The sequence below is a fragment of the Pseudomonas sp. LB3P14 genome (assembly GCF_054898045.1).
Genome location: NZ_CM142714.1, coordinates 7,020,215 through 7,042,897, shown reverse-complemented (window position 1 = coordinate 7,042,897; position 22,683 = coordinate 7,020,215). Strand labels below are relative to the sequence as shown.

General features: G+C 59.0%; 19 protein-coding genes and 1 pseudogene. 10 read left to right on the top strand and 10 right to left on the bottom strand.

Annotated features, from left to right (window positions below):
* Window positions 1-121 precede the first annotated feature (121 nt).
* A complete protein-coding gene (locus tag ACYZT5_RS32385; protein WP_462048917.1) occupies window positions 122-511 on the bottom strand; it encodes a transcriptional regulator in 390 nt (129 codons plus the stop codon).
* 176 nt (window positions 512-687) lie between these two features.
* On the opposite strand from ACYZT5_RS32385, the gene ACYZT5_RS32380 reads away from it, so the two are divergent.
* From ACYZT5_RS32380 to ACYZT5_RS32370, 3 genes are all read left to right on the top strand, one after another.
* Window positions 688-1,419, top strand: coding sequence for a DUF899 domain-containing protein (locus tag ACYZT5_RS32380; RefSeq protein ID WP_462048916.1), 732 nt, complete (start codon window positions 688-690; stop codon window positions 1,417-1,419).
* Between the two features lie 370 nt (window positions 1,420-1,789).
* Window positions 1,790-2,062, top strand: a complete 273-nt coding sequence (locus ACYZT5_RS32375) for a hypothetical protein (RefSeq protein ID WP_462048915.1) — start codon at window positions 1,790-1,792, stop codon at window positions 2,060-2,062.
* A 106-nt stretch (window positions 2,063-2,168) separates the two neighbouring features.
* Window positions 2,169-2,444 (top strand): hypothetical protein, encoded by a 276-nt coding sequence (locus ACYZT5_RS32370; protein WP_462048914.1) that lies wholly within the window; start codon window positions 2,169-2,171, stop codon window positions 2,442-2,444.
* Window positions 2,445-2,516: 72 nt separating this feature from the next.
* Here the strand turns inward: ACYZT5_RS32370 and ACYZT5_RS32365 are convergent, their stop codons facing one another.
* The gene (locus ACYZT5_RS32365; protein WP_150745821.1) at window positions 2,517-3,863 is read right to left on the bottom strand and encodes a DEAD/DEAH box helicase; all 1,347 of its coding nucleotides are present in this window, start codon (window positions 3,861-3,863) and stop codon (window positions 2,517-2,519) included.
* A gap of 193 nt (window positions 3,864-4,056) precedes the next feature.
* On the opposite strand from ACYZT5_RS32365, the gene ACYZT5_RS32360 reads away from it, so the two are divergent.
* Window positions 4,057-5,355: a mechanosensitive ion channel family protein gene (locus ACYZT5_RS32360; RefSeq protein WP_462048913.1), complete on the top strand. Its 1,299-nt coding sequence runs from the start codon at window positions 4,057-4,059 to the stop codon at window positions 5,353-5,355.
* A 120-nt stretch (window positions 5,356-5,475) separates the two neighbouring features.
* Here the strand turns inward: ACYZT5_RS32360 and ACYZT5_RS32355 are convergent, their stop codons facing one another.
* The 3 genes from ACYZT5_RS32355 to ACYZT5_RS32345 form a co-directional block, all read right to left on the bottom strand.
* Entirely contained in the window at window positions 5,476-6,339 is an 864-nt protein-coding gene (locus ACYZT5_RS32355; RefSeq protein WP_462048912.1) for a carboxylate/amino acid/amine transporter, read from the bottom strand.
* A 252-nt stretch (window positions 6,340-6,591) separates the two neighbouring features.
* Entirely contained in the window at window positions 6,592-7,191 is a 600-nt protein-coding gene (locus ACYZT5_RS32350) for an FMN-dependent NADH-azoreductase (protein WP_462048911.1), read from the bottom strand.
* A 150-nt stretch (window positions 7,192-7,341) separates the two neighbouring features.
* The gene (locus ACYZT5_RS32345) at window positions 7,342-7,671 is read right to left on the bottom strand and encodes a hypothetical protein (RefSeq protein WP_056742660.1); all 330 of its coding nucleotides are present in this window, start codon (window positions 7,669-7,671) and stop codon (window positions 7,342-7,344) included.
* A gap of 49 nt (window positions 7,672-7,720) precedes the next feature.
* Here ACYZT5_RS32345 and ACYZT5_RS32340 point away from each other — a divergent pair, with 49 nt between their 5' ends.
* The 5 genes and pseudogenes from ACYZT5_RS32340 (at window position 7,721) to ACYZT5_RS32320 (ending at window position 13,430) form a co-directional block, all read left to right on the top strand.
* Window positions 7,721-8,644: a LysR family transcriptional regulator gene (locus tag ACYZT5_RS32340; protein ID WP_046048083.1), complete on the top strand. Its 924-nt coding sequence runs from the start codon at window positions 7,721-7,723 to the stop codon at window positions 8,642-8,644.
* 14 nt (window positions 8,645-8,658) lie between these two features.
* Window positions 8,659-9,464, top strand: a pseudogene (locus tag ACYZT5_RS32335) (alpha/beta fold hydrolase).
* Window positions 9,465-9,467: 3 nt separating this feature from the next.
* The gene (locus tag ACYZT5_RS32330; RefSeq protein WP_462048910.1) at window positions 9,468-10,025 is read left to right on the top strand and encodes a peptidylprolyl isomerase; all 558 of its coding nucleotides are present in this window, start codon (window positions 9,468-9,470) and stop codon (window positions 10,023-10,025) included.
* A gap of 82 nt (window positions 10,026-10,107) precedes the next feature.
* On the top strand, window positions 10,108-11,940 hold the full coding sequence (locus ACYZT5_RS32325) for an ABC transporter ATP-binding protein (protein WP_462048909.1): 1,833 nt from the start codon (window positions 10,108-10,110) through the stop codon (window positions 11,938-11,940).
* Between the two features lie 128 nt (window positions 11,941-12,068).
* Window positions 12,069-13,430, top strand: a complete 1,362-nt coding sequence (locus ACYZT5_RS32320) for an IS4 family transposase (protein WP_462047420.1) — start codon at window positions 12,069-12,071, stop codon at window positions 13,428-13,430.
* A gap of 101 nt (window positions 13,431-13,531) precedes the next feature.
* Here the strand turns inward: ACYZT5_RS32320 and ACYZT5_RS32315 are convergent, their stop codons facing one another.
* On the bottom strand, window positions 13,532-14,656 hold the full coding sequence (locus tag ACYZT5_RS32315) for a GNAT family N-acetyltransferase (RefSeq protein WP_462048908.1): 1,125 nt from the start codon (window positions 14,654-14,656) through the stop codon (window positions 13,532-13,534).
* 282 nt (window positions 14,657-14,938) lie between these two features.
* On the opposite strand from ACYZT5_RS32315, the gene ACYZT5_RS32310 reads away from it, so the two are divergent.
* Window positions 14,939-16,255: a putative porin gene (locus ACYZT5_RS32310; protein WP_462048907.1), complete on the top strand. Its 1,317-nt coding sequence runs from the start codon at window positions 14,939-14,941 to the stop codon at window positions 16,253-16,255.
* Window positions 16,256-16,384: 129 nt separating this feature from the next.
* Here the strand turns inward: ACYZT5_RS32310 and ACYZT5_RS32305 are convergent, their stop codons facing one another.
* The 4 genes from ACYZT5_RS32305 to hrpA all read right to left on the bottom strand — a co-directional run bounded on the left by ACYZT5_RS32305 (window position 16,385) and on the right by hrpA (window position 22,633).
* A complete protein-coding gene (locus ACYZT5_RS32305) occupies window positions 16,385-16,621 on the bottom strand; it encodes an anti-sigma factor family protein (protein WP_462048906.1) in 237 nt (78 codons plus the stop codon).
* Window positions 16,615-17,226, bottom strand: coding sequence for an RNA polymerase sigma factor (locus ACYZT5_RS32300; RefSeq protein ID WP_462048905.1), 612 nt, complete (start codon window positions 17,224-17,226; stop codon window positions 16,615-16,617). The genes ACYZT5_RS32305 and ACYZT5_RS32300 overlap by 7 nt, the downstream gene beginning before the upstream one ends.
* A gap of 155 nt (window positions 17,227-17,381) precedes the next feature.
* Window positions 17,382-18,503, bottom strand: coding sequence for a beta-ketoacyl-ACP synthase III (locus ACYZT5_RS32295; RefSeq protein ID WP_462048904.1), 1,122 nt, complete (start codon window positions 18,501-18,503; stop codon window positions 17,382-17,384).
* 218 nt (window positions 18,504-18,721) lie between these two features.
* Window positions 18,722-22,633: an ATP-dependent RNA helicase HrpA gene (gene hrpA, locus ACYZT5_RS32290; RefSeq protein ID WP_462048903.1), complete on the bottom strand. Its 3,912-nt coding sequence runs from the start codon at window positions 22,631-22,633 to the stop codon at window positions 18,722-18,724.
* Window positions 22,634-22,683: the final 50 nt, after the last annotated feature.

Here is a 22,683-nt window from a genome sequence, read left to right as displayed (position 1 = left end):
ACACAAATCCCATGTGGGAGCGAGCCTGCTCGCGAAGACGGAGTGTCAGACAACAATGATGTCGACTGACACTCCGTATTCGCGAGCAGGCTCGCTCCCACAATGGGTTAGGGGGTGATCTTCAGGCAATCTGCGCCTTCGACGCCACCCCATCAAACGTCACCTCATCCAGCGCATCTTCCTGCTCATCCAGCACCTGCCGCGGATGGTCATTGCCCGGAATACTGCTGTCGATCAGGCTCAATAAACTCGAGCCCCGAGGCGTCAAAATGTAGTTCGATCCAGTGCCACCCTGTTCCTCAGGCCGAGGCTCGATATAACCGCGCGCCAACAGTAACTTTTCATACTCACCGGCCACCGCTTTCAGGTGATCCAGGTTCTCAATAGTCTCGCCCTCCGCCGCTTTCTCCGCTGCGTACTGCTCGGCATAGGGCCGTGGCGTGAAGCTGCTTGCACCGTTCTGCACCTCGTGCAGCAAGCGTTCAATCAAATCCCAGTTATAAGTCGTCATCCTGATCAACCTCCAGTGCCCGCGAGTGAAATGGCCGTCATAGGTTGTGACCGGCGCGGTTCGTAGCCGTTCAGCCGAGGTTTTTGCTTGTACCGACCGGCGGCATGTCGAATTGGGCGCAAGCCAAACGACTAGGCTGTGTAAGTCACCTCCCAGCACTCCGCAGGAGAATCCCAATGAACATTCAGAATCATCCCGTCGTGTCTCGAGAAGAATGGCTCACCGCCCGTAAGCAACACCTGGCCCACGAAAAAGCCTTCACCAAAGAACGAGACAAACTCAGCGCCGAACGCCGCGCCCTGCCCTGGGTGAAAACCGACAAGGACTACCATTTCCAGGGCCCGAACGGCGAACTAAAATTGGCTGACCTGTTCGGCGGCCGTAGCCAGTTGGTCATCTACCACTTCATGTTTGGCAAAGGTTGGGACGAAGGTTGTTCCGGCTGCTCGTTCCTGTCCGACCACATCGACGGCGCCAACCAACACCTGGCCCATCATGACGTCGCCGTAGTGGCGGTTTCCCACGCACCGTTCGCCGAATTCCAGGCCTTCAAAAGGCGCATGGGCTGGAAATTCGATTGGGTGTCATCAGAAGGCTGCGACTTCAACTACGACTTCGGCGTCTCGGCCCGAGCAGAAGACGTCGCCGCCGGTAAAGCCACCTACAACTACGAAAAATCCGACGGTGCTGAAGAAGAACTGCCCGGCCTGAGCGTGTTTTATCGCAATGAAGCTGGAGAGATTTTCCACACCTACTCCACTTATGCCCGAGGCCTGGATATGTTAGTCGGGGCCTATAACTACCTAGATCTCATGCCCAAGGGGCGTAATGAAGAGGAAATCATGGAGTGGGTAAGGCTTCACGATCGGTACGAAGACAAAACCTCATCCAGCTGCTCCCACAGCTGATCAATCCGTAGGAGCAAGGCTTGCTCGCGATGACAGTAAGGCTCGTGTGGCAGTGAGAAATAGCTAAAGCTCCTACACCAACCTCGGAATCAGGCGCCTTGCACCGTTGGAACAATGAAGCTTATAGTCCGCCCGTCGCTCCAATGGCGACCAGGTTTGGCGACCTGATTTTACGAGTGCGAGAGCTGTCTGCTTATTTGCAGGCGCCTCCGCATCCGCAAAGCCGCTTTGTCTATGGCGGCTGTGCGCGGGAGACCTTCGGGTCTGCCGGGTTACTCGTTTCCGGTTCGCCAACCTGCGTACAGCTGCCACCCTTTTCGTTTGGCGACGATCTGTTGGCAGTCTCAACAAACTAAACGAGGCTTCACCTATGGATAGATACATGCCCCTCACCGGAATCGACCTGATCCCGGCCTCCCTGCTCATCGACACCCAAGCCCCGCTAGACGTCCTTCAAGCCATGGCTGACTACCGAATCCGCACAGTCACCCAAGTGCTAGAGAACATAGCCTTCCGCGCAGAAATCGGCTGCGACACGGTCGTGCTGTCCGACTTCTCAAAATTGCTGGCCATCCCCTTGCGCGATGGTTGTGATTTGATGGATGTAATCGGCAGACGCTTGCGAGCGCAGGCGGTGGCGTAAATGAAAACGGGCGCCCTTCACGGTGCCCGTTCCTGCCTCTGAACTTTTTACACGCTTAAACCCTCAACCGGATAACTTGCCTTAACCGGAACCGAGGCCCACCCCAATGAAAACCCTGCTCAAACTCACCCTCGCCGCCACCCTCGCCTGCGCCCTCCCCATCTGGGCCTGCACCCCCGAGGAAGCCACCGCCAAACGCGAACAACTGGCCAAGGAAGTCACCAAACTCACCCAGCAAAACCCGGCCAAGGCCAAGGAAATCAACGATGAGTTACAGAAGATGGATTTGGGTACGGCGAGCAAGGATTTGCCCGATAAGTGCCAACTGATCGATCAGCGACTCAAGGAGTTGGACTCGGCGGAGAAAAAAACCGAGGGTTGAACCAGCTCAGGAATCCCAGGCATAAAAAAACCGGACATTGGTCCGGTTTTTTTATGGGATCGCGACGCTGCTTTATTCAGCAGCCGGTGCTTCCGGCTTGCGGCGTTTCAGCGGGGCCATGCCGTCCTTGCTGACCAGCGACAGGGCGTCGGTCTTCGGGCGGTTGGCGATCTTGCGCTTAGTGGGCGCCTTGGCGCCGGTTTTCTTCTTGTCGCCTTTGGCGTCGACTTTTTTCTTCTTCACGCCAACGGCTTTGCCCGAGGCCTTGACCTTTTTCGGTCCGCCGTAGGTGCCTTTGACTTCCTTGATGGTGCGGCGCTCGAAGCTCTGCTTGAGGTAGCGCTCGACGCTCGACATCAGGTTCCAGTCGCCGTGGCAGATCAGCGAGATGGCCAGGCCATCGTTGCCGGCGCGGCCGGTACGACCGATGCGGTGAACATACTCGTCGCCGCTGCGCGGCATGTCGAAGTTGATCACCAGGTCCAGGCCATCCACGTCGAGGCCGCGAGCGGCGACGTCGGTGGCGACGAGGATTTTCACGCCGCCCTGCTTCAGGCGATCGATGGCCAGCTTGCGATCCTTCTGGTCTTTGTCACCGTGCAGCACGAATGCTTTGTATTCCTGCGCCACCAGGCGGCCGTAGATACGGTCGGCCATGGCCCGGGTGTTGGTGAACACGATGGCCTTCTGATAGGTCTCGTTGGCCAGCAGCCAGTTCACGATCTGTTCTTTGTGCTGGTTGTGGTCAGCGGTGATGATCTGCTGACGGGTGGTCGCATTCAGATCGCTGACGTTGTTGAGCTGCAGGTGCTCAGGGTTGTTCAGCACCTTGGCGACCATCTCGCGCAGGCCCGAACCACCGGTGGTGGCAGAGAACAGCATGGTCTGCTGGCGGTTGGTGCACTCTTCCACCAGACGCTGGACGTCTTCGGCAAAACCCATGTCGAGCATGCGGTCGGCTTCGTCGAGGACCAGGACTTCGACTTCTTTCAAGTCGAGGTTGCCGGCGTTCAGTTGCTCGATCATCCGGCCCGGCGTACCGATCAAGATGTCCGGCACCTTGCGCAGCATGGCGGCCTGGACCTTGAAGTCTTCACCGCCGGTGATCAGGCCGGACTTGATGAAGGTGAACTGAGCGAAACGCTCGACTTCCTTGATGGTCTGCTGGGCCAGCTCGCGGGTTGGCAGCAGGATCAGGGTCTTGATGCTGACGCGGACTTTAGCCGGGCCGATCAGACGGTTGAGGATAGGCAAAACGAATGCAGCGGTTTTGCCGCTGCCGGTTTGCGCTGTCACCCGCAGGTCACGCCCTTGGAGCGCCAGCGGAATAGCCGCTGCTTGCACAGGCGTTGGCTCGACAAATTTAAGCTCGGCCACGGCTTTGAGCAGGCGTTCGTGCAGGGCGAATTGGGAAAACACGGGTGCTACCTCGAAGAAATACAAAAAAACAGCTGCATAGGGTAACGGTTTCGAGCGCCGAGGCCGAGTTTCTTTATACAAACGGCGCTAAACAATGGTTTTTTTGTTGCGTCTTTTGTCCTCAAACGTCATCCAAAGCGTCTTAAATGCTCTAATCGCCCCGTCGCGTCCTACAGAAGAACCGTTTTCGCCCATGGATATCAAACAGCTCTGGCTCAACGTCCAAGACCTTTGGGGGGCGCTCGATCAGCACCCGCTCCTGCATTCCAGCCTGGCGCTGATGGTGTTGCTGGTGATTGCGCTGGTCCTCGGACGAGTGGCGCGCTACCTCATTCTTCATGCGACCAAAATGCTTGGCCGCCAACCGGCGCTGCACTGGGTCAACGATTTACGCCACAACAAGGTGTTTCATCGCCTGGCGCAGATGACGCCGTCGCTGGTGATCCAGTTCGGCTTGCACCTGGTGCCGGAGCTGGGCAAGACCAGCCTGATCTTCCTTGGCAATGTGGCGCTGGCGTTCACCATTCTATTTCTGGTGCTGGCCATCAGCGCCCTGCTCAACGCCCTGCTGGACATCTATGCGCGCACTGAGCATGCCCGCACCCGCTCGATCAAAGGCTACGTGCAACTGGCGAAAATGGTCTTGTACGTGTTTGGCGCGATCATCATTGTCGCGACGCTGATCGACCGTTCGCCGCTGTTGCTGCTGTCGGGTCTGGGCGCCATGTCGGCGGTGATTCTGTTGGTTTACAAGGACACCCTGCTGTCGTTCGTCGCCAGTGTGCAGCTGACCAGCAACGACATGCTGCGGGTCGGCGACTGGATCGAGATGCCGCAAGTCGGCGCCGACGGCGACGTGGTCGACATCACGCTGCACACGGTCAAGGTGCAGAACTTCGACAAGACCATCGTTTCGATTCCGACCTGGCGCCTGATGTCCGAGTCGTTCAAGAACTGGCGTGGCATGCAGCAATCCGGTGGGCGACGGATCAAGCGCAGCCTGTTCATCGACGCCAGTGGCGTGCGGTTCATTCGCGATGACGAAGAGCTGAAGCTGTCCCAGGTTCATCTGCTGACCGATTACATCAGCCGCAAGCAGGCTGAACTCAAGGCCTGGAACGAAGCCCAGGGCAATGTGGCAGCGATGTCGGCCAACCGTCGGCGGATGACCAATATCGGGACTTTCCGCGCCTATGCGCTGGCGTATCTGAAGAGTCACCCGGAGGTCCAGCCGAACATGACCTGCATGGTTCGGCAAATGCAGACCACGGCCCAGGGTATTCCGCTGGAAATTTACTGCTTTACTCGCACCACCGCGTGGGCCGATTACGAGCGGATTCAGGGGGATATTTTTGATTACCTGCTGGCGGTGTTGCCGGAATTTGGGTTGAGTCTTTATCAGCAGCCCAGTGGCGGGGACTTGAGGGCCGGGTTGCTCCCGGCGATGCTCGGGGCAAGCCACATTCCCGAACCCGAAAAACACGTCATGTAGTACCTCACACTGATCGTTCCCACGCTCTGCGTGGGAATGCCGCCCGGGACGCTTCGCGTCCCTTTGCGGATGTGACGCAGAGCGTCACTGGATGCATTCCCACGCAGAGCGTGGGAACGATCATGCGATGGCAGGCCTGCGTACACCCAACCGACTGATCCACACCGCCATCAGAATCACCGATCCACCCAGGAACAACCGCCCCAGCGCTTCATGCTGATTCCAGATCAGCAGATTGATCAGCAACCCCACCGGCACATGCAGGTTGTTCATCACCGCGAGCGTCCCGCCATTCACCAGGCAAGCGCCCTTGTTCCACCAGTACAACCCGAGCGCAGTCGAGACCAGGCCGAGGAACACCAGCACGCCCCATTGCAGCGGTGCTTCGGGCAGGAAGTTCTGTTTGCCGAACAGCAGAAACGCTGGCAACGCCACCGCCAATGCGCCGAGGTAGAAGTAACCGAAGCGCCGGTAATGCGGTAGATCGCTCGGATGACGGGCGACCAGATGCTTGTAGAGCACCTGCCCGGCGGCGTAGGTGAAGTTGGCCAGTTGCAGCAGCAGGAACCCCATGAAGAAATCCGGATTGATCCGGTCGTAGCGAATCACCGCCGCGCCCATCACCGCCACCAATGCTGCGATCAATGCCCATGGGTTGAAGCGCCGGTTCAGCGCGTCTTCGATCAAGGTCACGTGCAGCGGCGTGAGGATGGTGAACAGCAACACCTCCGGCACTGTCAGCACCCGAAAGCTCAGGTACAGGCAGACGTAGGTCACGCCGAACTGCAACGCGCCGATCAGCAGCATGCCGCGCATAAACACCGGTTCAACAGAACGCCAGCGAGTCAACGGAATGAACACCAGCCCCGCCAGCACCACCCGCACCAGCACCGCAAAATAACTGTCGACATGACCGGCCAGGTATTCGCCGATCAGACTGAAGGAAAACGCCTGAATCAGCGTGACAAAAAGTAGATAGCCCATGCTCGCCTCATTTTAAATGGCGGCGACGATAGCGGGTTTCGCCTGTTATCGCGACAGCCAGGCAACACCCACAGGGGTTATGTGTCCATTCAACAAATCCCGGGCAAAAAAAAGCCCGATCTCGCTAAAGCGTTCAATCGGGCTACAGCACTCAGGAGCAACAAGTGCAAAGGGAGGTTCGATGCGCGTAAAGCATTGAAGGGGTTGCGCCAGGCCACTTGAACATCAAGGGATTATCTGGCGATTAAAGCCTCAAGCGACCTGGGCAAGCTTGGCGTTGGCCTGGTTCAGACCCTTCTCCTGGAAGTCGCCACCCAGGTTCATGCCTTCGGCGTGAATAAAGGTCACGTCGTGGATCCCGATGAAGCCCATGACCTGACGCAGGTACGGTTCCTGGTGATCCGCAGTGCTGCCGGCGTAGATCCCGCCGCGAGCGGTCAACACATAGGCACGCTTGCCGCTGAGCAGACCTTGTGGGCCGGTGTCGGTGTACTTGAAGGTCACGCCGGCACGTAGCACGTGATCGAGCCAGGCTTTCAACGTGCTTGGGATCGCAAAGTTGTACATCGGCGCAGCCATGACCAGCACGTCAGCAGCCAGCAGTTCGTCGGTCAGCTGGTTGGAGCGTTCCAGGGAAGCCTGTTCGATGTCATTGCGTTGTTCGGCAGATTTCATCCAGCCGCCCAACAGGTTGATGTCCAGGTGCGGCACCGGGTTGACGGCCAGGTCACGCACCGTGATCTGATCGGCCGGGTGAGCCGCTTGCCACTGGCTGATGAAGGTTTGGGTCAGTTGACGGGAAACCGAGTCTTGCTGACGGGCGCTGCTTTCGATGATCAGAACGCGTGACATGGGATGTAGTCTCCATCTGAGAATGCTGTAAGGCGATGGAGTGAAGGTTAAACAGAGTCATATCGATGAAAAAGCGCAAATAACTGCTATAACCCATCAATAAATTCGTTTATAAGCGGAGCGTGCCTGGCGGGCGTGCTCCGCTCGAGGTCATTTGGGGGTGCAGGTCAGTTTGATACGCATCTTGATGATGCTCCGGTTGAACTTGGCGGTGGCATTTTTGTGTTTACCAGCGGCCACTTCGATATTGCGGGTGCGTGGCGCTTCCGGGCCATTGTTGAAAACTACCTTACAGGCCGCATCGGTGGTGCCGTAGTTGTTCACCTGAATGGAGGCGATGTCGCTATCCGTGTCATACGCGTTGTAGTCGATGCTCAAGCCGTTCAGCTGTTTTTCAACGTCGATCGGATAGGCAAACGCCGTCAGCGGCAGCATTGCCAACAGCACACAACCCGATACCACACAACAAAGCTTTTTCATTCAGCAGTCTCCAATAAGGACTGCCAGCTTAGGACAAGAGGAGCTATTCATGAAAGCGCCCCGCGTGACCCTTGATCAATGGCGAACGTTACAGGCCGTGGTCGACCACGGCGGTTTCGCCCAGGCCGCCGAAGCGCTGCACCGCTCGCAATCATCGGTGAGCTACACCGTGGCGCGCATGCAGGACCAGCTCGGCGTGCCGCTGTTGCGCATCGACGGCCGCAAAGCGGTGCTGACCGAAGCCGGCGGCGTGCTGCTGCGCCGCTCGCGGCAACTGGTGAAACAGGCCAGTCAACTGGAAGACCTGGCTCATCACATGGAACAAGGCTGGGAGGCGGAAGTGCGGCTGGTGGTCGACGCTGCGTACCCGAGTGCCCGCCTCGTCCGCGCCTTGACCGCGTTCATGCCGCAAAGCCGTGGCTGCCGGGTGCGTCTGCGTGAGGAGGTTCTATCGGGCGTAGAGGAAGTCTTGCTCGAAGGCGTGGCCGACCTGGCCATCACCGGCCTGAGCATTCCCGGTTACCTGGGTGCGGAATTGAGCGACGTAGAGTTTGTGGCTGTCGCTCACCCCGAACACCCACTGCATCGTCTGAACCGCGAACTGAACTTCCAGGATCTGGAATCTCAGATGCAAGTGGTGATTCGCGACTCCGGTCGCCAGCAACCACGGGACGTTGGCTGGCTCGGCGCGGAACAGCGCTGGACCGTCGGCAGCCTCGCCACCGCGGCGACTTTTGTCAGCAGCGGCCTGGGTTTCGCCTGGTTGCCTCGGCACATGATCGAACGAGAACTCAAGGAAGGGCTGCTCAAGCTGCTACCGTTGGACCAGGGCGGAAGCCGCAACCCGAGCTTCTACCTCTACTCAAACAAGGACAAACCCTTGGGTCCGGCCACGCAGATTCTCATCGAACTGCTGCGCACTTTCGACACCGCGCCGCTGGATGCACCTTTCGCCGCCCCTGAACAAGCCTGACACGGAGTGTAAACATGGCCTATTTCGAACACGAAGGTTGCAACCTGCACTATGAGGAATATGGCCACGGCACGCCGTTGCTGTTGGTTCACGGGCTGGGCTCCAGCACCCTGGACTGGGAAAAGCAGATCCCGGCGCTGTCGGCCCACTACCGGGTGATCGTCCCGGATGTGCGCGGCCACGGTCGCTCCGACAAACCCCGCGAGCGCTACAGCATCGCCGGGTTCAGCGCCGACCTGATTGCCCTGATGGAACACCTGAACCTGGGCCCCACTCATTACGTGGGCTTGTCCATGGGCGGCATGATCGGTTTTCAACTGGCCGTGGATCAGCCGCAATTGCTCAAAAGCCTGTGCATCGTCAACAGCGCGCCCGAGGTCAAACTGCGCAGCCGCGACGATTACTGGCAGTGGTTCAAGCGCTGGAGCCTGATGCGCGTCCTCAGTCTGGGCGCCATCGGCAAGGCCCTGGGCGGCAAGCTGTTCCCGAAACCCGAACAGGCTGACCTGCGACAAAAAATGGCCGAGCGCTGGGCAAAAAACGACAAACATGCTTATCTCGCCAGCTTCGATGCGATCGTTGGCTGGGGGGTTCAGGAACGACTTTCGAAGGTCTCCTGTCCAACCCTCATCGTCAGCGCCGACCGTGACTACACACCGGTCTCGCTGAAGGAGACCTATATAAAACTGCTACCCGATGCGCGGCTGGTGGTGATCGCCGATTCGCGCCACGCCACCCCGCTCGATCAACCCGAACGCTTCAACCAAACCCTGCTCGAGTTTCTCACCGCAGTCGACACCACCCCACTCAGGATCACTGACCCATGCTGAAAAAAATCGCCCTCGCCGCTGGCTCCGTTCTGTTTGCCGCCAACCTGATGGCCGCAACGCCCGCCAAGGCGCCGCACGTGCTGCTGGACACCACCAACGGCCAGATCGAAATCGAACTGGATCCGGTCAAAGCACCGATCAGTACCAAGAACTTCCTTGAGTACGTCGACAGCGGCTTTTACAACAACACGATTTTTCACCGTGTGATCCCGGGCTTCATGGTCCAGGGCGGTGGTTTCACTCAACAAATGCAGCAGAAAGAAACCAAGGCACCGATCAAGAACGAGTCCAAAAACGGTCTGCATAACGTCCGTGGCACGCTGTCCATGGCCCGCACCTCTAACCCTGATTCGGCCACCAGCCAGTTCTTCGTGAACGTCAAAGACAATGACTTCCTCGACAGCGGTGACGGCTATGCGGTCTTCGGTAAAGTCGTGAAAGGCATGGACGTGGTGGACGTCATCGTCAACTCGCAAACCACCACCCGTGGCGGCATGAAGGATGTGCCAGCCGACCCTGTGTTCATCAAGTCGGCCAAGCGCATCGACTAAGCTGCACAGGGAGTCTTGAGCGGCTGCAGGAGTGCGCCGCTCACACTGTTCAAAGGAGAGCCCGTGCGCGGGCGGAGAACTGATGCTTTATCGCCGTTTTGAGAAACTGATCGACATTTTCCGCGATGCCCCGACGGCCGCTCCGCCGGATCGGGTTCTCCCTTTTTATACCTATTATCTGAAGCAGGTCTGGCCGAGTTTCGCCGTCCTGCTGATCGTCGGCCTGTTCGGCGCACTGATCGAAGTCGCGCTGTTCAGCTACCTGAGCCGCATCATCGACCTGGCCCAGGGCACCCCGAACGTCAATTTCTTCAAGGATCACGGCATCGAGCTGGCCTGGATGGCCGTGGTTGCGCTGGTTCTGCGCCCGGTGTTCGTCGGCCTGCATGACTTACTGGTACACCAGACCCTGAGCCCCAGCATGACCAGCCTGATCCGCTGGCAGAACCACAGTTATGTGCTCAAACAGAGCCTGAATTTTTTCCAGAACGACTTCGCCGGGCGCATCGCCCAACGCATCATGCAGACCGGCAACTCGCTGCGCGATTCCGCCGTGCAAGCGGTGGACGCGCTGTGGCATGTGCTGATCTACGCGATCAGTTCGCTGGTGCTGTTCGCCGAAGCCGACTGGCGCCTGATGATCCCGCTACTGACCTGGATCGTCGCCTTCATCAGTGCCCTTTATTACTTCGTGCCACGGGTCAAGGAACGCTCGGTCGTGTCCTCCGATGCGCGCTCAAAACTCATGGGGCGGATTGTCGATGGCTATACCAACATCACCACGCTGAAGCTGTTCGCCCACACCAACTTCGAGCAGCAATACGCTCGCGAAGCGATCAAGGAACAAACCGAAAAAGCCCAACTGGCCGGCCGGGTGGTCACCAGCATGGACGTGGTCATCACCAGCATGAACGGCTTGCTGATCGTCGGCACCACCGGCCTGGCGCTGTGGCTGTGGACACAGTCGCTGATCACCGTAGGCGCCATTGCCCTGGCCACCGGCCTGGTGATTCGTATCGTCAACATGTCCGGCTGGATCATGTGGGTGGTCACCGGCATTTTCGAAAACATCGGCATGGTCCAGGACGGTTTGCAGTCCATTTCTCAACCGGTTAGCGTCACCGATCGCGAGCAGGCCAAACCGCTGACGGTCACCCGTGGCGAAGTGCGTTTCGAGCACGTGAATTTCCACTACGGCAAGAAGAGCGGGATTATTGGCGACCTCAATCTGACCATTAAGCCTGGCGAGAAAATCGGCCTGATCGGTCCGTCCGGTGCCGGCAAGTCGACCCTGGTCAACCTGCTGCTGCGCCTCTATGACGTGGAGGGCGGAGGCATCCTCATCGACGGGCAGAACATTGCTGAAGTCGGCCAGGAAAGCCTGCGCGAGCGTATCGGCATGATCACCCAGGACACGTCCCTGCTACATCGCTCGATCCGCGACAATTTGCTTTACGGCAAACCCGACGCCACCGACGCCGAACTCTGGGAGGCGGTACACAAGGCCCGAGCCGACGAGTTCATCCCGTTGTTGTCGGACGCCGAAGGCCGCACCGGTTTCGATGCGCATGTCGGTGAACGCGGAGTGAAACTCTCTGGCGGCCAGCGCCAGCGGATTGCGATTGCTCGCGTGCTGCTCAAGGACGCGCCGATCCTGATCATGGACGAGGCGACCTCGGCGCTGGACTCGGAGGTCGAAGCGGCGATCCAGGAAAGCCTCGAAACCCTGATGCAGGGCAAAACCGTGATCGCTATCGCCCACCGGCTCTCGACCATCGCCCGGATGGACCGACTGGTGGTGCTGGAAAACGGCAAGATCGCCGAAACCGGCAGCCACGCCGAACTGCTGGCCCATGGCGGGTTGTATGCGCGGTTGTGGCAGCACCAGACAGGTGGGTTTGTCGGGATCGATTGAATCTACCTGCCTGATCGTTGCCTGATCGTTCCCACGCTCTGCGCTCATCGTTCTACATAACTCTGTTTTCAAGTATTTTTGAAACTCGAAGAAATGGAGAACGAAGATTGAATTGGGCACAGGACGAAATGAAAACCGCCGACTTGGGTGATGGCCGTTTAAATGCCAGGCTCGCCAGCTTTTTAGGACGCCTAGCCGATCATCCCGGCAACAGCATCCCGACCGCTTGTCGAGGGCTGGCAGAAACCACGGCGGCCTATCGATTTCTTGATAATGAGAAAGTCACGTTCCAGAAGGTGTTGCGGCCCCATCAGGACGCGACCCTGCAACGGATGCAAAGCAGTCCCGTGGTGCTGTTGGCGCAAGACACGACCGAGATGGACAAATGGGTCAATCTCGGTCCCAAAGGGATGGGCACGATCAAGGCGCAGAAGAAGTTTTCTCGACGTCTGCACCCAACCATTGCCTTTACCCCCGAACGTATTTGTCTGGGCGTCGTCGATGCTCAGTGGTGGAGCCGCGATAAACCGAGCCCCCGCCATGAGCGCCGAGATAAAGGGATTGATGAGAAAGAGAGTCAGCGCTGGATTGACAGTTATCAAACCAGTTGCGCGATTCAGGGGCAGCTACCGCAGACCCTGGTGGTCAACCTCGCCGATGCTGAGGGCGATCTGTACGAATGGTTTGTTGATCATCAAGAGTTCAGTCCAGACACCCGGGCCCAATGGATCGTGCGGGCGGCTCAAGACAGGCGCTTGCTGGGGGCTGACAACGGGAAGTTGTGGTCGGCACTGGATCAGGCACCGTCCTTGGGAACACTCAAGGTTGAAGTCAAAGCTCGTCCCCAGCGCCCCGCCCGACTGGCTGATGTCACCTTGCGCGCGGCAACCGTGACCCTGCGTGCCCCCGACAGGCCGGGTTATAAATTGCCCAGCGTCTCGATCAATGCTGTGTTGGCCCGTGAAGAAAACGCCATAGACGGTGTTGAACCTCTGGAGTGGCTGCTGCTGACCAGTCTGCCGGTCACTAGCCTGGAGCAGGCGAGCACCGTGGTTGAGTGGTACGGGGTACGCTGGTCTATCGAAGTGTTTTTCAATGTGCTGAAGAATGGTTGTCAGGTCAGTCGATTGCAGCTGGAGACCGAGGAACGGTTGTTGCCCTGCATTGGTTTGTACCTGATCACGACCTGGCGTGTGCTGTACAGCCTGATGCTGGGACGTGCTTGTCCCGATCTAAGCTGCGAGATGGTGTTTGAGGCTTCGGAGTGGAAAGCAGCCTATATCGTGGTCAAACGGTGCCAACCGCCCACTGCGCCCCCTTCTTTAGGAGAAATGGTTTTACTGGTCACGAGCCTGGGAGGCTACTTGGGGCGTAAAAATGACGGACCTCCCGGCCCCAAGGCCATGTGGATAGGGATGCAACGAATACGTGAGTTTGTTATCGCATTAGACGCCCAGCGTGCGCTCATCGAGAGTTGTGTAGAACGATGAGCGCTCTGCGTGGGAATGCCTCAAGGGACGCTCCGCGTCCAGTGACGCGGAGCGTCACGGGTTGCATTCCCACGCAGAGCGCGGGAACGATCAGGCCCCCATCAGTCTTGCCGGTAAGGCAAGGCCGTCCTCGCTTCCTCGGCATACGCCAGCACGCCAACGCGCTCCTGTTGCAGGAAGTCTTTGACGGCGGCTTTCAGGCCGGGATGACGCAAGTAGTGCCATGAATGAGTGATCACGGGTTCAAACCCGCGAATCAACTTGTGCTCGCCCTGGGCACCGGCATCGAATCGCTGGAAGCCGTTGGCAATCGCGTAGTCCATGCCTTGATAGAAACAGGTCTCAAAGTGCAGACGGTCGAACTCTGCCAGGCAGCCCCAGTAACGGCCGTAAAAACTGTCTCCGCCCACCAGACTGAACGCCATGGCCACCGGTCGTGAGCCTTGCTTGGCCAGCACCACGCGAATCGACTCAGGCATGCGCTCGGCCAGCAGACTGAAAAACTCCCGCGTCAGGTAGGGCGCTTGCCGACGCACTGCGTAGGTGTTGGCGTAGCAGGCATAGACAAAATCCCACTGCGCCTGATCGAGTTGCCTACCTTCAAGCCATTCGAAATCTATGCCCTGCCCCGCCACTTGTTCGCGTTCCTTGCGCATCTGCTTGCGCTTGCGCGAACTGAGGACGTCGAGGAAGTCTTGAAAATCCCGATACCCGCGATTCTGCCAGTGGTACTGACAGCCGATTCGCTGCAACCAGCCCGGTTGCTCGGCCAATGCTGCGTCGGTGAAAAGATCGGTGAAGTTGATGTGGGCACTGGAAAGTTGTTCGATCTCAAGGTAGCCGGGCAGGCTTTTCAACAGTTCGAAACCGTCCTCGAGAGTAGCCGCCAGCAAACGCGGGCCACTGACCGGACTGAACGGCACAGCCGTCAACAGCTTGGGGTAGTAATCGATACCGGCACGCTCACACGCATCGGCCCAGGCGTGATCGAACACGTACTCGCCGTAGGAATGCCATTTGCGGTAACTGGGCAGCGCGGCGATCAGGCGATCACCTTCGATATGCAGCAAATGCTCGGGTTGCCAGCCGGAATGGGGGCCGAGGCTGCCGCTGTCTTCCAGCGCGCTCAGAAAAGCGTGACGCAGAAATGGCTGAGTCTCGGGGACCAACGCATCCCACGTGTGCGGGGCGATTTCCGACAGACTTTGCAGACGTTGCAACGGCATCACCATCCTCACTCTTCATGGCGTGAAAGCACCGCGAGTATCGCTTATCGCTCTGCATTGCACACGAGCAAATCGACGACAGCGCTCTAGCTCAATAGTTCGCGACGACTTTGTATCGTCATCGAGATGCCACCACATTGCCACTGCTCTGTCATAAACCATCGCGATACTGGCGCCTGTTTTTAGAGCGTCGGGTTCTAGCCCGGCCACTGTTTTCCGCCCGTAAACGGTCGGTTGTGTCCTGGATGGCTCAGTCATCCTCTCTCATCTTCGGAGATTGATATGCGTCTTGCTTCCACGAAAACTGCGGCAGCCCTGTGTGGCGGGCTGTTGCTGGCCATGAGTGTACCGGCCAGCGCCGCGGTCGACGCCAAACTGCTCGACATGCTTAAGGCAAACGGCTCGATTACCAACGCGCAGTACAGCGAACTGCAAGCCGAGCTGGCCAGGGATCAGAAGGACCAGCAGATTGCTCGTCAGGCTCAACAAGAGACCAACGAGCAGATCGCGGCGACCGCGAAGAAAACCAATGAACTGAGCACCTTCGACCAGAAACTGGCGTGGGCCGCCAAGACCCAGTTCAAGGGTGACGTGCGTTTCCGTCAGGAAACGGTGCACAACGATGGCGTTTCAAACAACAAAGACCAGGATCGTCAGCGCGTTCGTGCCCGCCTGGGTGCCTACAGCGAAATCAACCCGCAAGTCGACACCGGTATCCGTATCGCCACCGGTAACAACGACGACGCGCGTTCCACCAACCAGAGTCTGGACAACTACTTCGACAAAAAGTCGATCTGGCTGGACCAGGGTTACGTCGACTACCACCCCGACTTCGCCAAGAACCTGCACATCGTTGGCGGCAAGATGCCACAGCAGTGGGTGAGCATGGGCGACATCATCTGGGATAGCGACGTCAGCCCGGAAGGTCTGTCCCTGTCTTACAAATACCCGCTGGGCGCCAGCACCGAGCTGTTCGGTAGCGCCGGCCACTACACCCTCAAGGACAACGTCGACGGCGACGGCGTGCAGTTCAAACACGACTTGCGTCTGTACGCTGGCCAGTTGGGCGCGCGCTTCGCCATCACCGACAACCTGAAACTGACTCTGGGTGGCAGCGTCTACGGCTACGACAACGACGACGACATCACCGCAGGGGGCACCAGCATCCCATCCGTACTGGCCACCAACGGCAACACCCCGAACGAACAGTTCAAACTGTACGAAGGCTTCGGTCAGATCGACATCGGCGGTCTGCCAATGCCGCTCTCGCTGTACGGTCAGTACGTCAACAACAAAGATGCCAGCAACGATCAGGACACTGCCTGGTTGGCCGGTGTCAAGACCAAGGTCTTCGGCTTCGGCGTGGACTACAACTATCGCGACGTACAGCGTAACGCAGTGGTCGGCGCCTTCACCGACTCTGACTTCGCCAACGGTTTCACCGGTTCGCGCGGCAGCAAGTTGAAAGTGAGCTACGAGCTGGACAAGAACTTCGCCCTGGGTGCGACGTACTTCATGGCTAACTCCGACTACACCAACGCCAACCTCAAAGATTCGGACATCAACACCCTGCAACTGGACGCAGAAGCCAAGTTCTAAGCAGTGCCGCTCCACGCCTCAGGTCATGGATGCTTGAGGCGCTTTACAGTCTGGCGTGGATGGATCGATCCCCATCATCCGTTCGATGCATCCACGCCGGCCTGTTTCTCTTCACCGCGATCCACCCCGCTAGGGATCGCCCTTGAGGTGTTCAGCGGCGAGACGCTCGGCGAGTGTGTCGATATCCGGCACAGCGTCCTCCGGCATCGCGCGCAACGTCGCCTGCATCAAACGCATCTGCCGAATGAACCGCCGGCAATTAGGGCAGAACATCAGGTGATGACGCACCATCAGCCGCTCACGAAAACTCAACTGGCCATCGAGATAATCACTGGAGCGCGCCACTTGTTCCTTGCAGGTCAGCATTCGCCTGTTTCCTCAAAATGTTCTACGGTCGCAAAGACCTTCAACCGTGCTCGATGCAGCAGCACGCGAACATTGGAGAGCGAGATTTGCAGAAGATTACAGATCTCTTCCAGCTCCAGTCCCTGACGCTCGCGAAGTAACAAAACACTGCGTTGCAGTTCCGACAAGCTTAGCAGCGTGTGTTCCAGGCATTTGCGCAGCTCGTTTTCAGTCAACAGCGCCTCTGGCGTGTCTTGATGCCAGGCGAACGGAGCGATCAGCCAGTGGCCATCGCCAGGCGAAAAACGATCGTCATCGAGGGTGCCGTGAGGCGATGGGAGGTCATCGAGCAAGACTTCCCGACGATTTTGTTTGTAGCGACCTTTGGCCGAGTTTGCGGTGATGGTCAGCAACCAGGTCTTGAGGCTCGACCTGCCCTCAAACCCTTTGAGGCTACGCACCACCGACAGCCAGGCATCCTGCACCACTTCGTCGGCATGCCGGCTGCCAACGATAGCGTAGGCCACTGCACGCATGGCACTTTGATAGGTACTGACCAACTCCTTGAAAGCCTGTTGATCACCTGCCAGCAATCGCGCGAGCAGAAGCGTGTCGTCAGCCGCCATTTACAAATCCCCTTGTCCTGACTTCGAAAATGAATACAGCAGGACCTCGCCGTAGGCTTCGTCCTGCTGTCAGTTCCGAAAACTACAGCGTCATGACATTTTCGAATGTAGGAAAAGCCACCGCGAATCAGAGGAAAGAACGACAGCTGTTCACATCAACGTTTGCGCAGAATCACGCTGCCAATCGAGTAACCGGCGCCGAACGAGCTGAGCACTGCCAGCGAACCGGCGGCCAAATCATCCTGATATTTGTGAAACGCAATCACGGAACCGGCGGAGCTGGTGTTGGCGTAGGTGTCGAGAATCACCGGAGCTTCTTCTTCGGTGGCTTCGCGGCCCAGCAGTTTCTTGACGATCAGGTGGTTCATGCTGAGGTTGGCCTGATGCAGCCAGAAGCGTTTCACGTCGCTGATGTTGAGCGTGTTCTCTTCCAGGTGCGTACCGATCAGCTCGGCGACCATCGGGCAGACATCGCGGAACACCTTGCGGCCTTCCTGCACGAACAGTTTGTCCTTGGCACCGATGCCCTCTTCCGCCGCGCGGTTAAGGAAGCCGAAGTTATTGCGGATGTTGTTGGAGAACTTGGTCAGCAGCTTGGTGCTGACGACATCGAACTGGTGCTTGGACGTTGCCAGGTCGGCGCGTTCGATGATCACTGCAGTCGCGGCGTCGCCGAAGATGAAGTGGCTGTCGCGGTCGCGGAAGTTCAAGTGGCCGGTGCAGACTTCGGGGTTGACCATCAGGATCGCCCGGGCCTGACCCAGTTGCACGCTGTTGGCGGCGGCCTGAATGCCGAAGGTTGCTGAGGAGCAGGCGACGTTCATGTCGAAACCGAAACCCTGGATGCCCAGCGCTTCCTGAACTTCGATGGCGATGGCCGGATAGGCTCGCTGCAGGTTGGAGCAGGCGACGATCACGCCGTCGATGTCCGCGACGGTCTTGCCGGCGCGCTGCAAGGCTTGCTCGGCGGCACCGATGGCCATTTGGCAAAGCACCGACCACTCGTCATTCGAGCGCTCCGGCAGGCGTGGCGCCATGCGTTGCGGGTCGAGAATGCCGTCCTTGTCCATGACAAAGCGGCTTTTGATGCCAGATGCTTTTTCGATAAACGCCGCGCTGGACTCGGTCAACGCTTCGATGTCGCCGCGCGCGATGGCGTCGGCATTGTCGGCGTTGAATAGCGCGACGTAAGCATTGAAAGACTGCACCAGCTCTTCGTTGGAGATGCTGTTGGCCGGTGTGTACAGGCCGGTGCCGCTGATGACGACGTTATGCATGGTCGTTTCTCTAATCCGTTCAGGCAGAAAGTATTGGCACCGACGTACCAATACACAAAGAGTCTATTCCCCTCACGGGAAGTAAACCTGGCATCGCTTTATTCCGATCCGTTGGTGGCGGTGAAGGCTCAAAACTGCGGGCCGGCGTTATAGGCGCGAAGTTTGCCATAAACGCTGGGGTTTGGCCCCTTCTGCGAGAGCAACGCCCTCCCACTGGGTTAGGGCTCAACTTGGGTCCATTGCTTGTTCAAACGCTTATCGGAGATCGGCACCTTGGTCCCCAATTGCTGGGCGAACAGCGAAACCCGGTATTCCTCAAGCCACCAGCGATAGAGTTCCAGCTGCGGATCGCGTTTGCCTTCCTGGGCGTGTTTGTTGGCGCGGGTCTGGTATTGCGTCCACAGACCGGACAATTCGCCGCTCCAGACCCGATCCCGCTGCACCTGCGCGCCGATTTTCTCGAAGCGCTGCTCGACCGCTTTCAGATAGCGCGGCAGCTCCTTGAGCCACTGCATCGGGGTTTCCCGTACAAAGCCCGGATACACCAGATGACTGAGTTGCTGCTTGATGTCGTTCAAGGCCACGGCTTGCGCCAGGTCGATCTTGCCCTTGAAGCGTTTTTGCAGGCCGTGCCAGAGCTTGAGAATCTCCAGCGTCAGCTTCGCCAGACGTTCGGCGTGCTCGGTCCAGCCGCCGCGCTTGCGTTCGGCCAGTGACGCCAACCCGGCGCCATCACGCGGCAGCGGGTCTTCGCCGTCGAGAATGCAGCTGTCGAGGCTGGCCAGCAGGATGTCTTCCACCAAGGCATCGATGCGCCCCAATTCGCGGTACATCAAGCCCAGTTCGGTCAGCCCCGGCAACTTGCCGCGCAGGAACTTCGCCGGCTCGGCCAATTGCTGCATCAGCAAGCGCTGCAACGCGCGGCGATGCTGGAACTCGGCTTCGGCCGGGGTCGAGAAACGCCCTTCCTTGACCGTGCCGCTCTCTTCCACCAGCGCCGGATAGACCGTCATCGACAACCCGGCGATCTTTTGCTGGGTTTTCTCGGCGACAGCGGCGAAGACTTTTGGCTCGACCGGTTGCTGGTTTTTCGCGGTCTGTGGCACGGCCAACGCCGCTTGGCTGGCTTCGGCAAAGCGTGCAGTCAGTTCCGCCAGATCTCGCCCCTCGCCCAGAAACTTGCCCTGGCCGTCGACGATTTCCAGGTTCATCCGCAAATGACTGTCGACCTGTTGCGACGCTTCCGCCCAGGCTTCATCGCTGACCCGCGCACCGGTCATGCGCAACAGTTCACGGCCCAACGCCTGCGGCAACGAGCCCTCGGCGAAGGTCATTCGCTGCAACGCGGCTTTGACGAAGTCCGGCACCGGCACGAAGTTCTTGCGCAAGGCTTTGGGCAGGTTGCGGACCAAGGCAATGCACTTGGCCTCGATCACGCCCGGCACCAGCCATTCCAGACGCTCCGGCGGCAGCATCGGCAACAACGGCGCTGGCACTCGCAGGGTCACGCCGTCACGCGGGTGATTCGGTTCGAAGTGGTAACTCAACGCCAGCTCCAGATCACCGATGTGCAAGGTGTCCGGGTAATGCAGGGCGGTGACTTCACTGGCCTCGCGAGCCAGTACGTCTTCTTCGCGCATGATCAGCAGCTGCGGGTCTTTCTGGCTGTTGACCCGGTACCAGCTGTCGAACGTGGCGGTCTGGTGAATCTCCGCCGGCAGTCGCGCATCGTAGAAAGCAAACAGGGTTTCTTCGTCGGCCAGAATGTCGCGACGACGGGCCTTGGCTTCCAGTTCGTCGAGCTGTTCCAGCAACTGCGCATTGGCCGTCAGGCACTTGGCCTTGGACTGAATCTCGCCACGCACCAGGCCTTCGCGAATGAAAAACTCACGCGACACCACCGGATCGATAGGCCCGTAATGCACCGGTCGGCGACCGACCACGATCAGCCCGAACAGGGTGATTTGCTCGAAGGCCACGACCTGACCGCGCTTCTTCTCCCAATGGGGTTCGAAGTGATTTTTCTTGATCAGGTGCCCGGCCAGCGGCTCGATCCAGTCGGCGTCGATCTTGGCGACCATCCGCGCGTAAAGCTTGGTGGTTTCCACCAGCTCGGCAGCCATCAGCCATTGCGGGCGCTTCTTGCCGAGACCCGATGACGGGTGAATCCAGAAGCGCCGCTGACGGGCGCCGAGGTAGTCGCCCTCTTCGGTTTTCTGACCTATCTGGCTGAGCAGCCCCGAGAGCACGGCTTTGTGCAGTTTCGGGTAATCCGCCGGTTCCTTGTTGAGGCTCAACTGCATGTCGCGGCAGATCAGGCTCAACTGGCGATGAGAGTCGCGCCATTCGCGCAGACGCAGGTAATTCAGGAAATTCTTGCGGCACCAATTGCGCAGCGGACTGGCGGTCAGGGCCTGGCGCTGTTCTTCGAAACCACGCCACAGATTGACCAGCCCGGCGAAGTCCGAGTCCACGTCTTTCCACTGTGCGTGCGCCTGATCCGCCGCTTGCTGACGCTCCGGCGGACGTTCGCGCGGGTCTTGAATCGACATGGCGCTGGCGACGATCAGCACTTCCTGCAAGCTGCCGAGTTTCGCCGCTTCCAGCAGCATGCGGCCCATGCGCGGGTCCACCGGCAACCGCGCCAACTGCCGACCCAGCGGGGTCAGCTGGCTGTTGCGGTCGACCGCCGAGAGTTCTTGCAGCAGGTTGAAACCGTCGCTGATGGCCTTGCCATCCGGCGGCTCGATAAACGGGAAATCGGTGATCTCGCCGAGGCGCAGATGCAGCATCTGCAAAATCACCGCTGCGAGGTTGGTCCGCAGAATTTCCGGGTCGGTAAATTCCGGGCGACCGATGAAATCTTCCTCGCCATAGAGGCGGATGCAAATGCCCGGCTCGACCCGCCCGCAACGACCTTTACGCTGATTGGCGCTGGCCTGGGAAATCGCTTCGATGGGCAGGCGCTGGACCTTGGCGCGGTAGCTGTAACGGCTGATGCGCGCGGTGCCGCTGTCGATCACGTAACGAATGCCCGGCACCGTCAGCGAGGTTTCCGCGACGTTGGTCGCCAGGACCACGCGACGGCCTGGGTGCGACTGGAAAATCCGCTGCTGTTCGGCCGGCGACAATCGTGCGTAGAGCGGCAGAATCTCAGTGTGCTTGAGCTGGGCTTTGCGCAGCATGTCCGCGGCGTCGCGAATTTCGCGCTCGCCGGGCAGGAACACCAGCACATCGCCGGGGCTCTTGCGTTCGCTGCGTTCGAACGCAGCGATTTCGTCGAGGGTGGCGAGAATGGCCTGATCCACCGTCAAGTCATCCTCGACGCGGTTGCCCTCTTCGTCCTGCTCCAGGGTCAGCGGGCGATACCAGGTTTCCACGGGGAAGGTGCGGCCGGAGACTTCGACAATGGGCGCGTCATCGAAGTGCTTGGAAAAGCGCTCCAGGTCGATGGTGGCCGAGGTGATGATGACTTTAAGGTCCGGACGACGCGGCAGCAGGGTTTTCAGGTAACCGAGCAGGAAGTCGATGTTCAGGCTGCGCTCGTGGGCTTCGTCGACGATGATCGTGTCGTAGCGTTCGAGGTAACGGTCGTTCTGGGTTTCCGCCAGCAGGATGCCGTCGGTCATCAGTTTGATCAGGGTGTTGGAATCGCTCTGATCTTCGAACCGCACTTGATAGCCAACCAACGCGCCCAACGGCGTCGCCAGTTCTTCGGCGACCCGGCTCGCCACGCTGCGGGCGGCGATTCGACGGGGCTGGGTATGGCCGATCAGACCCTGCTGACCGCGACCGATTTCCAGGCAAATCTTCGGCAACTGGGTGGTTTTACCCGAACCGGTTTCACCGGCAATGATCAGCACCTGATGCTTGAGCAGCGCTTCTTTGATTTCGTCGCGTTTGGCGGCGATCGGCAGGCTGTCGTCGTAACGAATCACCGGCAGGCTGGCACGCCGCGCCGACACCTGATCACAGGACGCCTGCGTGCGCGTCACCCACTGGGCCAGCTTGGCCTCATCAGGTTTTTTGCGCAGCTCAAGCAACTGCCGTCGCAGCCGGTGGCGGTCAGCGAGCATGGCGTGATCGAGGTTTTTCAGCAGTTTGTCGATTGAAGGCGATTCGTCAGTCATCAGGTACGCAATAAGTTGTCTGGTGGCGCAGGAGGCGGATTGTCGCAGAT

Bases quoted from the DNA above. Each gene is read 5' to 3' on its own strand.
- hrpA (WP_462048903.1), bottom strand. From the start codon at position 22,633: ATGACTGACGAATCGCCTTCAATCGACAAACTGCTGAAAAACCTCGAT.
- ACYZT5_RS32360 (WP_462048913.1), top strand. From the start codon at position 4,057: ATGGATATCAAACAGCTCTGGCTCAACGTCCAAGACCTTTGGGGGGCG.
- ACYZT5_RS32345 (WP_056742660.1), bottom strand. From the start codon at position 7,671: ATGAAAAAGCTTTGTTGTGTGGTATCGGGTTGTGTGCTGTTGGCAATG.
- ACYZT5_RS32380 (WP_462048916.1), top strand. From the start codon at position 688: ATGAACATTCAGAATCATCCCGTCGTGTCTCGAGAAGAATGGCTCACC.
- ACYZT5_RS32330 (WP_462048910.1), top strand. From the start codon at position 9,468: ATGCTGAAAAAAATCGCCCTCGCCGCTGGCTCCGTTCTGTTTGCCGCC.
- ACYZT5_RS32305 (WP_462048906.1), bottom strand. From the start codon at position 16,621: ATGCTGACCTGCAAGGAACAAGTGGCGCGCTCCAGTGATTATCTCGAT.
- ACYZT5_RS32315 (WP_462048908.1), bottom strand. From the start codon at position 14,656: ATGCCGTTGCAACGTCTGCAAAGTCTGTCGGAAATCGCCCCGCACACG.
- ACYZT5_RS32350 (WP_462048911.1), bottom strand. From the start codon at position 7,191: ATGTCACGCGTTCTGATCATCGAAAGCAGCGCCCGTCAGCAAGACTCG.
- ACYZT5_RS32375 (WP_462048915.1), top strand. From the start codon at position 1,790: ATGGATAGATACATGCCCCTCACCGGAATCGACCTGATCCCGGCCTCC.
- ACYZT5_RS32300 (WP_462048905.1), bottom strand. From the start codon at position 17,226: ATGGCGGCTGACGACACGCTTCTGCTCGCGCGATTGCTGGCAGGTGAT.
- ACYZT5_RS32385 (WP_462048917.1), bottom strand. From the start codon at position 511: ATGACGACTTATAACTGGGATTTGATTGAACGCTTGCTGCACGAGGTG.
- ACYZT5_RS32325 (WP_462048909.1), top strand. From the start codon at position 10,108: ATGCTTTATCGCCGTTTTGAGAAACTGATCGACATTTTCCGCGATGCC.
- ACYZT5_RS32295 (WP_462048904.1), bottom strand. From the start codon at position 18,503: ATGCATAACGTCGTCATCAGCGGCACCGGCCTGTACACACCGGCCAAC.
- ACYZT5_RS32320 (WP_462047420.1), top strand. From the start codon at position 12,069: ATGAAAACCGCCGACTTGGGTGATGGCCGTTTAAATGCCAGGCTCGCC.
- ACYZT5_RS32310 (WP_462048907.1), top strand. From the start codon at position 14,939: ATGCGTCTTGCTTCCACGAAAACTGCGGCAGCCCTGTGTGGCGGGCTG.
- ACYZT5_RS32370 (WP_462048914.1), top strand. From the start codon at position 2,169: ATGAAAACCCTGCTCAAACTCACCCTCGCCGCCACCCTCGCCTGCGCC.
- ACYZT5_RS32355 (WP_462048912.1), bottom strand. From the start codon at position 6,339: ATGGGCTATCTACTTTTTGTCACGCTGATTCAGGCGTTTTCCTTCAGT.
- ACYZT5_RS32340 (WP_046048083.1), top strand. From the start codon at position 7,721: ATGAAAGCGCCCCGCGTGACCCTTGATCAATGGCGAACGTTACAGGCC.